Annotated in this window: 15 protein-coding genes; all 15 read left to right on the top strand. The window is 35.3% G+C overall.

The window, feature by feature from the left end; all coding sequences use genetic code 11:
- The first annotated feature begins 73 nt into the window (after window positions 1-73).
- On the top strand, window positions 74-880 hold the full coding sequence (locus ILYOP_RS08685; RefSeq protein ID WP_013388167.1) for a hypothetical protein: 807 nt from the start codon (window positions 74-76) through the stop codon (window positions 878-880).
- A 193-nt stretch (window positions 881-1,073) separates the two neighbouring features.
- A complete protein-coding gene (locus tag ILYOP_RS08680) occupies window positions 1,074-1,676 on the top strand; it encodes a DUF445 domain-containing protein (protein ID WP_013388166.1) in 603 nt (200 codons plus the stop codon).
- Between the two features lie 17 nt (window positions 1,677-1,693).
- A complete protein-coding gene (ruvB, locus tag ILYOP_RS08675; protein WP_013388165.1) occupies window positions 1,694-2,695 on the top strand; it encodes a Holliday junction branch migration DNA helicase RuvB in 1,002 nt (333 codons plus the stop codon).
- A complete protein-coding gene (locus ILYOP_RS08670; protein ID WP_013388164.1) occupies window positions 2,692-3,114 on the top strand; it encodes an RrF2 family transcriptional regulator in 423 nt (140 codons plus the stop codon). The genes ruvB and ILYOP_RS08670 overlap by 4 nt, the downstream gene beginning before the upstream one ends.
- Window positions 3,115-3,126: 12 nt before the next feature.
- Entirely contained in the window at window positions 3,127-3,840 is a 714-nt protein-coding gene (locus ILYOP_RS08665; RefSeq protein ID WP_013388163.1) for an RsmE family RNA methyltransferase, read from the top strand.
- Window positions 3,827-5,140, top strand: a complete 1,314-nt coding sequence (mtaB, locus tag ILYOP_RS08660) for a tRNA (N(6)-L-threonylcarbamoyladenosine(37)-C(2))-methylthiotransferase MtaB (RefSeq protein ID WP_013388162.1) — start codon at window positions 3,827-3,829, stop codon at window positions 5,138-5,140. The genes ILYOP_RS08665 and mtaB overlap by 14 nt, the downstream gene beginning before the upstream one ends.
- Window positions 5,121-6,101: a LytR C-terminal domain-containing protein gene (locus ILYOP_RS08655; RefSeq protein WP_013388161.1), complete on the top strand. Its 981-nt coding sequence runs from the start codon at window positions 5,121-5,123 to the stop codon at window positions 6,099-6,101. The genes mtaB and ILYOP_RS08655 overlap by 20 nt, the downstream gene beginning before the upstream one ends.
- Window positions 6,102-6,114: 13 nt before the next feature.
- Window positions 6,115-6,450 (top strand): ribosome silencing factor, encoded by a 336-nt coding sequence (gene rsfS, locus ILYOP_RS08650; protein ID WP_013388160.1) that lies wholly within the window; start codon window positions 6,115-6,117, stop codon window positions 6,448-6,450.
- A 1-nt stretch (window position 6,451) separates the two neighbouring features.
- Window positions 6,452-6,871, top strand: a complete 420-nt coding sequence (locus ILYOP_RS08645; RefSeq protein WP_013388159.1) for a hypothetical protein — start codon at window positions 6,452-6,454, stop codon at window positions 6,869-6,871.
- Window positions 6,872-6,893: 22 nt separating this feature from the next.
- A complete protein-coding gene (mrdA, locus tag ILYOP_RS08640) occupies window positions 6,894-8,657 on the top strand; it encodes a penicillin-binding protein 2 (protein ID WP_013388158.1) in 1,764 nt (587 codons plus the stop codon).
- 99 nt (window positions 8,658-8,756) lie between these two features.
- Window positions 8,757-10,571 carry a ribonuclease J gene (locus tag ILYOP_RS08635; protein WP_013388157.1) on the top strand — a complete coding sequence of 605 codons (1,815 nt, stop codon included), beginning with the start codon at window positions 8,757-8,759 and terminating at the stop codon, window positions 10,569-10,571.
- Window positions 10,572-10,582: 11 nt separating this feature from the next.
- A complete protein-coding gene (yhbY, locus tag ILYOP_RS08630; RefSeq protein WP_013388156.1) occupies window positions 10,583-10,888 on the top strand; it encodes a ribosome assembly RNA-binding protein YhbY in 306 nt (101 codons plus the stop codon).
- Window positions 10,889-10,907: 19 nt separating this feature from the next.
- Window positions 10,908-11,369 (top strand): divergent PAP2 family protein, encoded by a 462-nt coding sequence (locus ILYOP_RS08625; RefSeq protein ID WP_013388155.1) that lies wholly within the window; start codon window positions 10,908-10,910, stop codon window positions 11,367-11,369.
- 15 nt (window positions 11,370-11,384) lie between these two features.
- Window positions 11,385-13,202, top strand: coding sequence for a 1-deoxy-D-xylulose-5-phosphate synthase (gene dxs / locus ILYOP_RS08620; RefSeq protein WP_013388154.1), 1,818 nt, complete (start codon window positions 11,385-11,387; stop codon window positions 13,200-13,202).
- A complete protein-coding gene (locus tag ILYOP_RS08615; protein WP_013388153.1) occupies window positions 13,189-14,010 on the top strand; it encodes an HD domain-containing protein in 822 nt (273 codons plus the stop codon). The genes dxs and ILYOP_RS08615 overlap by 14 nt, the downstream gene beginning before the upstream one ends.
- The last annotated feature ends 13 nt before the right edge of the window (window positions 14,011-14,023 follow it).

The raw sequence follows: 14,023 nt of genomic DNA, 5'->3' as shown, positions 1-14,023 counted from the left end.
TGTTTGACAAAAAAATAATGGTATGGTAGATTGCCAGGGTATTGTTGTATGTTTATTTTAGGAGGATATAGATATGTCAAAAGGCGGAGCACGTTTAGGAGCTGGAAGAAAACCTAAAGAAGAGGTGCTGAAGGTTGCAAACTTCAGACTTTCTATGGAAGATCTAAAGGTTTTGGACAAAAAAGGTATAGGGAAGAACTCTAGCGATAAGCTGAGATACCTTCTTACTAAGTTTAAAAGTGAAAAGATAAATATGGTAAAGAGAAGAAAGGCTTATAAGCTTGAAAAGTTTTCCTCCTTAGAAGAAGCAGATGCTGTATTTAAAAAACTAGCTGGTAAATGGAAGAGTTTAAATAAAACTAAATTTCTTCTGGAGAGCAGCCTAAAAAACGATATGAGAATGAAGTATGAGATAAAAAACAGAAAGATGATTGAAAATCTTGAAAATTTTGATGAACTGAAAAAATTTGATTGGTTTTTACAAAATATAGATTTTCAGTGGAATGAGTCTGAGGTTTTAAGAGTTGATATATTCTTGAAAAAAAATGATTATCTTGTGATTCTACCTGTTACCAGAGAGGGTAGTGAATTTATAATAAAGTGTAAAAATGAGGTTTTAGAAGAGAGTGTAGATGAATTGGGTTATATATCCTTGGCTGAGGAGGATGTATTGGCTTATTTTTATGAAAATCTTCAGGAACTTATATTCAAGAAAGTATGTTCATTTAATTCTGATGAAAATCTCTTTAATAAAAAATACAGCAACGGGGATATATATAAAACCCTTGAATATGAAAATGTAGTGGTCTTAGAGCTTGAAAGTTACAGTAAGACAGGAGAAACCACTTTAAACTTTATAAAAGAAATTGTAATACAATAGATTGGAAAGGGCAGGATTATACCTGCCCTTTGTTTTGTATAAAAGAGTATAAACTGCATCAAAAAGTCTTTATAAAATGTGCCAGAAAAATCTTTACTAAAAAATAAGGGAATTGAAAAAAACCTTAAATTATGATAGAATACTTTACTGACGAGTATGTAGTTATACACAGATAAACGGAGGAAAAGAAAAGATGTTGATAAAGGGAATTTTGATTGTACTGATAGGATCCTTGATAGGATGGGTTACGAATTTTTTTGCCATTAAGATGCTGTTTAGACCTCACAGAGAGATAAATATTTTGGGGTTTAAAATACAGGGACTGATACCTAAAAGAAGGACAGAAATTGCCGAAAGCATAGCTGAAACAATAGATGCAGAGCTAATATCGATGAAAGATATAACTGCAACACTTGATTCTATAGAGATAGAAGACGAAATAGATAAGATAGTAGACGTTGTGGTAGACACAAAACTTAAAAAAGAGATAATGGCTAAGTTTCCAATGGCAGGGATGTTTTTGAACGGATCCCTTATGGACAAGATCAAGGGCATCGTTAAAGAGGCTATAGAAGAAAATAAAAATGAGTTTGTGGGAATAGTAATAAACAAGTTAGAGGAAAATGTAGACATAAAAAAAATGGTAGTGGATAAAATGGAAGGGTTTTCTCTGGATTACATGGAGGAGATGACTTTTAAAATAGCAAAGAATGAACTGAGACATATAGAGGTTGTAGGAGCGGTATTAGGTGCAATTATAGGTGCGGTTCAGTTTGGAGTAAGTTACTTTTTGTAGAAGGTGGTCAGTAAATTATGGACAGAGTGCTATCTGCCGGAGAATTTGAAAACGAGGTTGATATTCAAAAGAGTTTGAGACCAAAGAGATTTGATGAATATATAGGACAGGATAACCTCAAACAAAAGATGTCTATTTTTATAGAGGCTGCTAAAAGAAGAGGAGAAGCTGTGGATCATGTGTTGCTTTACGGTCCTCCGGGACTAGGTAAAACAACACTGGCAGGAGTTATAGCAACAGAGATGGGGGTCAACCTCAAGATAACTTCTGGGCCTGTATTAGATAAGGCAGGAGACCTAGCTGCAATACTAACATCCTTAGAGGAAAACGATATATTGTTTATAGATGAAATCCACAGGCTGAACACCTCTGTAGAAGAGATACTATACCCAGCTATGGAAGACAGGGAGCTTGACATAATAATAGGAAAGGGTCCCTCTGCCCGTTCTATAAGGATAGAACTTCCTAATTTTACACTTATAGGGGCCACCACCAGAGCCGGACTTCTGAGCTCGCCTTTGAGGGACAGGTTTGGAGTGGTTCACAGGATGGATTACTATAAAAGTGAAGAACTTATAAAAATAATACTAAGAGGCGGAAGCATATTAGGGGTTGACGTAAGGTTAGAAGGAGCCGAAGAGATAGCTTTTAGAAGCAGAGGAACTCCTAGAATCTCTAACAGACTTCTGAAAAGAGTAAGAGACTATGCTGAGATAAGAGGAGACGGAGTTGTAACCAAACCTCTTGCTAAAGAAGCTATGAGTTTACTAGGAATTGATTCGTTCGGACTAGACGAACTTGACAGGGAGATACTAGGTGCAGTGATTGAAAATTACGGCGGAGGACCTGTAGGGATAGAGACTCTGTCTCTTGTTTTGGGTGAGGACAGAAAAACCCTCGAAGAGGTCTATGAGCCCTACCTTGTGAAGATAGGCTTTATAAAAAGAACCCACAGAGGAAGAGTGGTAACCCCAAAAGCCTATGAACATTTAAATATAAAGGAGAAAAATCAAAAATGAAAATAAGCACTAGAATCAGATATGGACTCAGAGCCTTGGTATACATTGCTGAACAAAATAGAGATTTTGATAGACTAGTAAGGATAAAAGAGATATCGAAGGACCAAAATATCTCTGTACAGTATTTAGAGCAGATATTATTTAAGCTTAAAAAGGAAAATATTATAGAGGGAAAAAGAGGACCTAACGGAGGGTATAAGCTGATAGGAGACCCCAAAAAAATAAATGTATTCAGACTTTATGAGATACTTGACTCAGATGTAAAAATCGTAGACTGCAATGAAAACACAGAGAATAAAAGTTGTGTAGAGGAAAAGTGCAGAACATCGTGTCTTTGGAGCAGGCTAGATAATGCTCTAAGTGATATTCTAAAAGAGACTACACTTGATGACCTTATTAACAATAAAGAAATGATGTAGGGGTCTGTAAATATGATAAGTGTTTTTGTAGAAAAAGAAAATATATCTGAAAATATTATAAAGATAACAGAAAAAGCCGATGTAAATCATCTAAAAAATGTCTTTAGAATGAAAGAGGGCGACCAACTAAGAGTTGTAGACGGAGAGTATGAATATTTTTGTACTATAGTTATTTTAGAAAAAAAAGAGATTACTGCGGAAATAAATGATAAAAAAAGTGATGAATACTCTTCTAAAATAAGAATAGATGCAGCCTTGGGAATTTTAAAAAATGATAAAATGGATCTGGTAATACAGAAATTAACAGAGATAGGTATAAATAAAATAATCCCAACTCTTACTAAGAGAACTATAGTAAAGTTGAAGGGGAAAAAGAGCAAATGGGACACAGTCTCAAAGGAAGCTTTGAAACAGTGTCAAGGGGTAAAATTAGTGGAGATCAGTGAACCTCTAAAGCTTTCAGAAATAGAATATTCTGATTATGATTTGGTGCTTCTACCTTATGAATGTGCTGAAAACACCAGAATAAAAGATGTTTTAAATAACTCTGAAAAAACTCTGAAGAAAATTTTATATCTTATCGGACCTGAAGGGGGCTTTTCGGAAGAAGAAGTAGCTTACCTTCAAGAAAATAATGCAAAGGTAATTACTCTGGGGAAAAGAATTCTCAGAGCGGAAACAGCGGCAATTGTAGTAGGAGGAGTTTTGATCAATGATCTCGAATAAAAAGGCGGCTTTTTGTACTCTAGGGTGCAAGGTAAACCAGTATGAAACAGAAAGTATAAAGAAACAGCTGTCAGATTTAGGATATGATGAGGTAAATTTTGATGATAAGGCAGATGTATATATAGTAAATTCATGTACGGTGACAACTATAGCAGACAGAAAAACAAGGAATATGCTGAGAAGGGCAAAAAAAAACAATCCAGACTCTCTGGTGATAGCCACAGGATGCTATGCTCAAACCAATGCAAAGGATTTAGAGGGAATAAAAGAGATAGACTATGTAATAGGTAACAGTGATAAAAGTGGGATAATAAATCTCATAAATAATATAGAGTCAGAGAAGACCTCAGAGCGTGTGATACATAGAAATATTTTTGATGCAAAAGAATATGAAGAACTTGAATTTTCAACTCTCAGAGAAATGTCTAGAGCATATATAAAGATACAGGATGGATGCAATAACTTCTGCTCTTACTGTAAAATTCCATTTGCAAGGGGAAAAAGCAGGTCTAGAAAACTAAAAAGCATACTGAAAGAGGCTGTTATTCTTGCCAAAGAAGGATTCAAAGAAATTATAATAATAGGGATAAACCTTGGTGTTTACGGAGAAGATATCCCTGAAAACGGAGACTTTGAAACTCTTTTAGACGAAATATCTAAGGTAGACGGAATAGAGAGAATCAGAATAGGGTCGATGTATCCTGATAAAATAAGTGACAGATTTATAGAACTTATGAAAAATAATTCAAAACTTATGCCACATTTACATATTTCCCTTCAGTCATGTGATGATGAAATTTTGAAGGCTATGAACAGGAATTATGACAGTCAACTAATAAAAGAAAGGCTGCTGAAGCTAAAAAATACTGTGGAAAATATAGAATATACTGCAGATGTTATAGTGGGATTTCCAGGAGAAAATGAGAAAAATTTTGAAAACACCGTTTCTGTGATAAAAGAGGTTGGTTTTTCGGATCTTCATATATTCCAGTATTCTGATAGAGAAAATACAGCAGCTAGCAGACTTCCTGAAAAGGTAGATTCTAAAACAAAAAAATCAAGAGCTGAAAAACTAGAAAATCTGAAAGTAAATATGCAGAAATTACTAGGAGAAAGATATGTGGGGAAAACAATGGAGGTCTTGGTAGAAGAGACTAAAAATGGGAACACATATGGATACAGCAGGAATTATATAAAAGTTGAAATAGTAGATTATTTAGGCAAAGTAAATGAACTGGTTGAAGTCTTAATATCTGGAGTAGAAAACGGGAGGCTAAGAGGTGGCAAGAAGATTAAATAAAAATAAGGTTAAATTTTTATTCTTTATCTGTTCTGTGATTTTGATTCTAACAGTAACTCTCCTTGTAAATGTAGGAAAAAGAAATGACAAGGAATTTCAGGAGTGGGATAAATATATAGTAATAGGAAAAGAAAACACTTTTGTAGTATACGGAGAAAAATTATCCATTAAGATACCCTTTGAGATCAGCATCAATAAGAATGAGACTCTAGGAGATATTGTTAATACTAAAAATTATGAGGAAGTTGTAAGAAGATTAAATGAGATACTTCCTGAAAAGGTAGAAAACTTTAAAGTAGTAAAAAGAAAAGAGGTAGATGTAAATACAAAACATATGAAAAATATCCCTGAGATATCAATGGGAGATAAAAGGTATGTGCTGACGTCTAGCCTGAACTCAATGTTTCTAGCGCTTTATTATGAGGTGACCGGAGGCGGAGAGGTACAAAATGCCATAGTTGATATATTGAATGCCAACGGAAGAAGAGGTTACGCAAGACAGGCTGGAGAAAAGCTGAAAGATGCTTTTTCTGTAAAGTATAATAGCGCTAACTATGAGGCCTTTGAACAGTATAGTTATGTTATGAATAAAGATCTTCCTGAAGATAAATTGAAAGAGATGATCTTAGAATTAGACGAGAAGTACTTTAGAGTAAAGGAAGAAGGAAGTCTTCCTACCCTTGCAAATGTAGTATTTGTGCTAGGAAAAGAGCAAGAGGGGCTTCTTGAAATAGACGTGTTTGGAGATTCTAAAGGAACAGGTGAAACCGTAGCAAAATTAAAGAAGATAGGCTATAAAAATGTAGAGGCTAACAAGAATTCATCTAAAGCAGAAGAGAGTCTTATAGAGTATAACAGTGAAGATTATTATACGGGATACAAACTTTCTCAAAAGCTTGGAATAAAAAATATGGTTGAAAATAAGGAGTTAAAAAACAAAATAAATATTTTCATAAAATAATTCGGGAGGCAAAATGACCGGGAAGTTACAAACAGTAGTTGATGCAATAGAAAGTAAAAAGGCAAAGGGCATATTAGTACTTGATTTTCAAGGGGAAAGTTCATTATGTGACTATGCTGTAATATGCACAGGAAGTTCTAACAGAAATATACAGGCAATAACTGATGAAGTGGACAAAAAAATAAGAGAGTCAGGGGAGATTCGACTGGGTATAGAGGGATACGATGAAGCTAAGTGGGTTCTAGTAGACCTAGACGATATAGTGGTCCATATTATGGATGAAGAAACCAGGGATTATTATAAACTTGAAGTCCTTTGGAATGAAGCTAAGGAGATAATCAAGAGATAAAATGATAAATTATTTCTCCCTGATACTGATATTTTTGGAAAATAGTCTGGCTTTGGATTACCCTTATAATTTTATAGCTATTCCCTATATAACTTATCTAGTTTATAAAAAAAATGTGGATTCTATTTTTCTTATTCTTTTAGTGGCCTTTATAGTGTCATTTCAAAGTGTAAGTTTTACAACTGCAGCTATGGCAGGGACAGTATTTTATCTTGTTTTTCACTGGGTATCTAAAATTATAGCCTATGAAAAATATAACCTTCCCTTTATTATATTAATTCAGGCAGTACTATACTGTGGAATGGTATATTTTAAGACAGGTTATTTCACGTTTTTTATATTGATTAAACTGATGATGTCATACGGGATCTTTAATTATCTATACATGAAAAAAGACGATAAGTTTTTCGGGAGTATGTAATGAAGAAAAAAAAAGTTTTGAAGTGAGACTTGGAAAAAACAATAGCAGCAGATGCAACATATTTCAGATATTTGTTGTTGTGATATTTGCACTTCTCGGGTCTAGGCTATTTTATCTTCAGATCATAAAGGGAGAAAAGTACAAAAATCTTTCTGAGAAAAACAGAGTTAAACTAAAAAGAATCGAGGCTCCAAGAGGTAAAATATTTGATTCTAAAGGAAAGTTACTTGTAACAAATGAGGCTGGCTACAGGCTAGTTTATATGAAAGAAAGAAAATTTGACGATGAGATAGTAAGGGAAATATCTCATCTTACAGGTTTTGAAAAAGAATATATAGAAAAACGAATAAAATACGGGGAAATTTTTCCCTATACAAGAGAAAATATACTTTTAGAAGACCTTGATGAAAAAGAAGCTCATAGAATAATGGAAAAACTTTCTGACTACCCCTACTTGCAGGTTCAGACATATTCTAAGAGAAAGTATATTTATGATACTCTGGCTTCACACGTTTTAGGGTATGTAAAAAAAATCTCAGCAGCAGAGTACAAAAAACTCAAGGGATTGGGTTATACACAAAGAGATATAATAGGAAAAAACGGCGTGGAAAAGGAGTATGATCTACAACTTCAAGGTAAGGCAGGGTATGAATATATAGAGGTAAACGCTCTTAACAGAATTGTGAAGAAACTCAAGACCAGAGAACCTGATCAAGGAAAGGATATCTATCTAACGATAGATAAAGAGCTGCAGAGTCATATGGAAGAATATTTTAAAAGTAAGAAACTACAAGGATCTGCTATTGCTATTAATCCCAAAAACGGTGAAATTCTCGCAATGGTAAGTTATCCCACATATTCTCTGAATATGTTTAGTTCTAGAATTTCACCTAAAGAATGGAGTAAGATTACAAACGATAGAAGAAGACCTCTAAGTGACAGAGCTATAACGGGAGAGTATCCTCCGGGGTCAATATTTAAGATAATAACTGCTACAGCTCTTCTTGGAAAAGGCCTGAATCCAGACGAAACTATATATGACCCGGGATATTATCAGATCGGTAAATGGAAGTGGAAATCTTGGAAACACGGCGGACACGGATTTGTGAATCTGAAAAAAGCCCTGGTTGAATCTGTGAATACTTATTTTTATAAGCTTGGGGATGAGATGGGTTATGAGCCTATAGTTAAAACGGCTACAAAGTTTGGTATAGGTAAAAAAACAGGAATAGACGTTCCAGGAGAAAGATCCGGAAGACTTCCTGACGAATCGTGGAAAAGAAAATATGTAAAAGAGGGCTGGTATAGGGGAGATACGGTAAATCTCTCTATAGGACAGGGATACCTTACTATGACACCTCTTCAAGCAGCAATGGCATATTGTATTCTTGCAAACAAGGGATACGCCTACAGACCTCACGTGGTAAATTATTTTAAAGGTTCTGATAGTATAGAATCTGTTTTAAGAGATAAATATATGGAAACTGATGTTTCACAAAGATATTTTGATATATTAAATGAAGATCTGATAGCAACGGTGGAACAAGACAACGGTACTGCAAAAGCCCTCAGAACTCAAGGTATAAAAGTCGCAGCAAAGACAGGATCAGCACAAAATTCTCAGTATAAAAAATCCCATGCATGGGTAGCTGGATATTTTCCGGCAGATAATCCTGAGGTTGTGTTTGTTGTTTTTGCAGAAGGAGCAGGGGGCGGAGGAAGTATAGCCGGACCTGCTGCAAAATCCATGGTGGACAAGTATCTTGAATTAAAAGGAAAAGAGTAGTTTTTTTGAACATTTTAATTATAATAGAAAATGAAGGTGGGTTTTAAAACAGTGTAGGGGACCGTTTTAAAACTCTCCTATTATTTATGGAGGGAAAGCATGAGCATAAAAAATCAACAAAAGGAGGTCCATGGAAAGGGACCTGCTGTACGTAGAGAAAAAAATACAGATATAAAAAAACCTAAAACGGAAGAGGTGTCTGCAGTTAAAGTTGTGGACAGTTCAGAGGTGGTAAAAGCAAAAAAAGAGGAGAAAATGTATGTGATTCCTCTAGGAGGACTAGATGAAGTAGGGAAAAATATGACATTGGTTCAATACAGAGATGAGATAATCATCTTAGATGCTGGACTTACTTTCCCAGATGATGAACTTCTTGGAATCGACCTTGTAATTCCTGATTTTTCATATATTGAAAGCAATAAAAATAAGATAAAAGGGTTGTTTATAACTCACGGGCACGAGGATCACATAGGTGGAATTCCTTATTTATATAATAAGATAGATAAATCAGTTCCTATGTACGGGGGAAAGCTAACTTTAGCCCTTGCAAAGTCTAAATTTGACAATCCTGGATTTTCAAAAGTACTCCCTAAAATGAAAGAGATAAAAGGAAGAAGCAAGATAAAGGTAGGTAAATATTTTACAGTTGAATTTATAAAGGTAACTCACTCAATAGCTGACGCCTATGCCCTTGCAATAACAACACCTGCAGGAGTAATAGTTCATACGGGAGATTTTAAAATAGATCTTACCCCTGTAGACGGAGTAGGAGTAGACTTCTCAAGACTTGCACAGCTAGGAGATCAAGGAGTAGATCTACTTCTTTCAGATTCCACCAACTCAGAAGTAGAGGGATTTACACCTTCTGAGAAAAGTGTGGGAGAGGCTTTTAGACAGGAGTTTGAAAAAGCCAAGGGAAGGATAATCGCAGCTTCTTTTGCTTCACATATACACAGACTTCAACAGATAATAGATGTGGCTCACCAGTATAAAAGAAAAATAGCCATAGACGGAAGAAGCATGGTTAGGGTTTTTGAGATAGCTTCTAAGCTGGGATATCTAAAAATTCCAGAGGGACTTATGGTGTCTCTTCATGAAGTGGGAAAATTAAAAGAGGACAAGGTAGTTATACTGTGTACAGGTACACAGGGAGAACCACTTGCTGCACTTTCTAGAATAGCTAAAGACATGCATAAACATATAAAGCTCAGAAAGGGAGATACTGTAATAATATCTGCAACTCCAATACCTGGAAATGAAAGGGCTGTATATAATAATATAAACAATCTACTAAAGCATGATGCTGAAGTTGTATTTAGAAAAATAGCTGGAATACACGTGTCGGGACACGCTAGTAAAGATGAGCAGAAACTGATGTTAAATCTCATAAAACCAAGGCACTTTATGCCTGTTCATGGAGAATATAAGATGCTTAAGGCTCATAAACAAACTGCTATTGAGACAGGGGTTGTTGAGAAGAAAATACTTATCGCAGTAAACGGAAGCAAAATAGAGGTTACAAAGTCCTATGCTAAAATAGCAGGAAAGGTAAGTGCCGGAGCAATTCTCGTAGACGGATTAGGAGTCGGTGATATAGGGAATATCGTTCTTCGTGACAGACAACAGTTAGGACAAGACGGAGTGGTAATAGTGGTTCTAACTATATCTAAAGAAACTGGAATGATACTGGCAGGACCTGATATAGTTACAAGAGGTTTTGTATATTCTAGAGAGTCTGAAAAGATGATAAATGAGGCAGCTTTATGCATCAAAGAAAAACTGAAATCTTACGAAGAAAAGAAAATTACAGAATGGGCAGCCTTAAAAACTGTGACAAAAGATGTCGCATCTAAATATTTTTATGACAAAATTCAGAGAAATCCGGTAATTTTACCGATAATAATGGAAGTATAGAGAGGAGAAAAATGAAACTTAACAGTAAACAAAGAGATTTTTTGAGAAAAGAGGCCCACGACCTAGATCCTATTGTAAGGATTGGTAAAGACGGTATGTCGCACAACCTTGTAGAGAGTTTTCTTCAAGCAATAGAGTCTAGAGAACTTATAAAGGTGAAGATCCTTCAGAATTCTGAAGTAGATAAAAAAGAGGTCGCCTTTGAGTTGGCAGAAAAAACCGGATCTGAACTTGTGGGAATAATTGGTAAGACACTGATATTTTATAAGGAAAACAAAGACAATCCTGTTGTTTCAGAGGTATTGAAAAAAATATAAATTATATTGGGAGAGAATTATGAAACCAGGAATAATTTTTGGAAATAGGATAATCGATGTTGTATTTATTGCGTGGTTTATAGCTCAATTTTACAAGGTAATAAGTGCCATAATTTTTGATAAGACATTGGATTTTAAAAGATTTTGGGGGACTGGGGGAATGCCTAGTTCTCACTCATCTACGGCCACGTCTCTGGCAACTTCCATAGCTATAGTCGAGGGGATGTCAAGCAGCTATTTTGCAATAGCAGTAATTTTTTCGGGAATAGTCATGTATGATGCAGCCGGTATAAGAAGAGCCGCAGGAAAACAAGCTGGGGTATTAAATAAGATAGTAGAAAGACTTACTCAGAAAATTGAGGAAAGAATTCATGATGAGAATCTAAAGGAGTTACTGGGGCACACACCATTTGAAGTCTTGATCGGTGCTCTTCTAGGAATTATAGTGGGACTTCTTATGAAAAAATATCTGCTAGCCTAAGGTAGGAAAATTTCTATGAATATAAAAGAGATGAACATAAATCAAATTGAAAAATTAGCTCAAGAGATAAGGACGCAGCTCATAGATGTTGTAAGTAAAAACGGGGGGCATTTAGCTCCAAATCTAGGAGTTGTAGAATTAACTCTTGCACTTCATAAAGTTTTTGATTCTCCTAAGGATAAAATACTTTTTGACGTAGGACATCAGTCTTATGTTCATAAGATTGTCACAGGAAGGGACAAAGAATTTTCCACCTTGAGAACAAGAGGTGGGGTGGGTCCATTTCTAAACCCTGAAGAGAGTGAACACGATGCTTTTATATCGGGTCATGCAGGCTCTGGACTTTCTGCGGCTAGCGGAATAGCGGCAGCAAATCCAGACTCAAAAGTCATTGTGGTAGTAGGAGATGCATCTATAGCAAACGGGACATCTTTAGAGGCTTTAAATGATATAGGAGGCCGATTCCGAAACCTGATAATTCTTTTAAATGACAATGAGATGTCTATAGGGGAGAATGTGGGATCGCTTTCAAGATTTTTTTCAAAACTCCTAGTGAGTAAGACCTATATGAACCTCAAGGATGAAGTAAGAACTCTCGTGAGAAAGGCTAAAATCGGGAAAAGGGTGGGAGGTGTCTTGAAAAGGGCCGAACATTCTGTAAAACAATTTTTTGCACCTATGAGCATATGCGAGGACCTCGGATTTAAATTTTTAGGAGTAATTGACGGCCATGACTCAAATGAGCTTATTGAAACTTTTGAAAAAGCCAAAATCATGGAAGGACCTATACTGATACATGTGAAAACTCAAAAGGGTAAGGGATATTCATTTGCTGAGAAAAATCAGGAAAAATTTCATGGAATATCTCCCTTTGATGTACAGACGGGTAATGTAAGAAAGGGATCGTCGTCTTATTCTCAAATATTTGGTGAAAAGATCTGCCAGATGGGTGAAAAAGACAAGGATATCTATGCAATATCAGCGGCGATGGTAAAAGGTACAGGGTTAGTTAATTTTTTTGAAAAGTTTCCAGAAAGAAGCCATAATGTAGGCATAGCTGAAGGACATGCTGTGACCTTTGCAGGAGGTCTAGCTATCTCAGGAAAAAAGCCTTACGTTGCAATATATTCAACTTTTCTTCAAAGGGCCTACAGTCAGCTTATACATGATATATCACTGCAGAATCTTCCTGTGAGATTTATAGTAGACAGAGCTGGAATAGTAGGAGAAGACGGAAAAACACACCAGGGAGTCTATGATATAAGTTATTTTCTGAGTATAGAGGGATTTACAGTAATTGCACCGACTACGTGCAGAGAATTAGAAGAGGCTTTAGAAATATCTAGAAACCATACAAATGGGCCTATGGCGATAAGAATACCGAGGTCTACCTGCTATGATATAGATGGAGACAAACCTTTGGAGTTTGGTAAATGGAAAGAAATGGAAAAGGGTAAAAAGAACCTTTACATAGCAACAGGGAGTATGTTAAATGAGCTTATGGTAGTCAAAGATGAGCTTTGTAAGAGAGGTATAGGGGGAACCATTGTGAGTGCTGCTTTCATAAGCCCTCTAGATGAAAATTATTTGGTTGATAATGTGAAGAATTATGATAATATTTTTGTTTTGGAAGAAGCCTATGACAAAAATTCCTTTGGAACTTCTATTTTAGAATTTTTAAATGACAGGGGATTATATAAAAAAGTTTATAAAATCTCCCTTGAAAGTGCTAAAATACCTCATGGGAAAAGGGATGACCTCCTCTTTGAAAATGGTCTTAGAGGAAGTAAATTAGTTGATAGGATAGAAGGGTGTATAAATGCAAATAAATAATAAAAAGGCACAACTGTATATAAATTCTCTCCTTCAACATCCTCTCGTGCGTCAGCTAGAGCTTGTAGAAGATCAAGGAGTAAAAGTCTCTACACATACTTATGACGTACTTAAAATATCTGAGGATGAGATGAAAAGAGAGTTTATAGGCCTTGATGAATATTCAAAAACAATAGACGTTTTTGCAATCATTGTAGGGATAATAATACACGATATAAGTAAGGGTAGCATAAGGATCAATGGAGAAAAACTGTCCCATTCTCAAATGATGATAAAAAGGCCGGATTACATAATAAGAGAGACTGAAAAAATCATGGACGATATTGAGGAAGAAACAGGTCTTAAGATTCATGATGAAATAAGAAAGAATGTTGTTCATATAGTAATATCCCACCATGGTAAATGGGGGAAAATAAAGCCTAGTACAAAAGAGGCCAACATAGTTCATAAAGCAGATGTTTATTCTGCTAAGTACCACAGAATAAACCCTATAGGTGCCGATGAGATACTAAGGCATATGGCAGAGGGAATGCAGACAGATGAAATCTGCAAAAAGTTAGACTGTACAAGTGGGATATTAAAGGACAGGCTCAAAAGAGCAAAGGTAGAACTGGGACTAAAGAGTACCAAACAGCTTGTGAATTATTACGGTAAAAATAAAAGAATTCCAATTGGTGATGATTTTTTTACAAAGAGAATAAGAGAAACCTCGAGACTTATTAATTCAGTTGAAAAGGTAGGATTTAGGAATCTTATAAAAAACTCCATACTTATAAAATACTTGGATGATGATAAGATTTTTGAATAATTAAAACTAAGAG

The sequence above is a fragment of the Ilyobacter polytropus DSM 2926 genome (assembly GCF_000165505.1).
Taxonomy (GTDB): Bacteria; Fusobacteriota; Fusobacteriia; order Fusobacteriales; family Fusobacteriaceae; genus Ilyobacter; species Ilyobacter polytropus.
Note: the sequence above shows the minus strand (reverse complement) of the source record. Positions and strands in the feature narration are given on the sequence as shown.

What these genes read in the sequence shown, in the direction of transcription:
- ILYOP_RS08615 (WP_013388153.1), top strand. Translation starts at nt 13,189, where the DNA reads ATGCAAATAAATAATAAAAAGGCACAACTGTATATAAATTCTCTCCTT.
- dxs (WP_013388154.1), top strand. Translation starts at nt 11,385, where the DNA reads ATGAATATAAAAGAGATGAACATAAATCAAATTGAAAAATTAGCTCAA.
- ruvB (WP_013388165.1), top strand. Translation starts at nt 1,694, where the DNA reads ATGGACAGAGTGCTATCTGCCGGAGAATTTGAAAACGAGGTTGATATT.
- yhbY (WP_013388156.1), top strand. Translation starts at nt 10,583, where the DNA reads ATGAAACTTAACAGTAAACAAAGAGATTTTTTGAGAAAAGAGGCCCAC.
- ILYOP_RS08665 (WP_013388163.1), top strand. Translation starts at nt 3,127, where the DNA reads ATGATAAGTGTTTTTGTAGAAAAAGAAAATATATCTGAAAATATTATA.
- ILYOP_RS08680 (WP_013388166.1), top strand. Translation starts at nt 1,074, where the DNA reads ATGTTGATAAAGGGAATTTTGATTGTACTGATAGGATCCTTGATAGGA.
- ILYOP_RS08625 (WP_013388155.1), top strand. Translation starts at nt 10,908, where the DNA reads ATGAAACCAGGAATAATTTTTGGAAATAGGATAATCGATGTTGTATTT.
- ILYOP_RS08670 (WP_013388164.1), top strand. Translation starts at nt 2,692, where the DNA reads ATGAAAATAAGCACTAGAATCAGATATGGACTCAGAGCCTTGGTATAC.
- rsfS (WP_013388160.1), top strand. Translation starts at nt 6,115, where the DNA reads ATGACCGGGAAGTTACAAACAGTAGTTGATGCAATAGAAAGTAAAAAG.
- mtaB (WP_013388162.1), top strand. Translation starts at nt 3,827, where the DNA reads ATGATCTCGAATAAAAAGGCGGCTTTTTGTACTCTAGGGTGCAAGGTA.
- ILYOP_RS08685 (WP_013388167.1), top strand. Translation starts at nt 74, where the DNA reads ATGTCAAAAGGCGGAGCACGTTTAGGAGCTGGAAGAAAACCTAAAGAA.
- ILYOP_RS08645 (WP_013388159.1), top strand. Translation starts at nt 6,452, where the DNA reads ATGATAAATTATTTCTCCCTGATACTGATATTTTTGGAAAATAGTCTG.
- ILYOP_RS08635 (WP_013388157.1), top strand. Translation starts at nt 8,757, where the DNA reads ATGAGCATAAAAAATCAACAAAAGGAGGTCCATGGAAAGGGACCTGCT.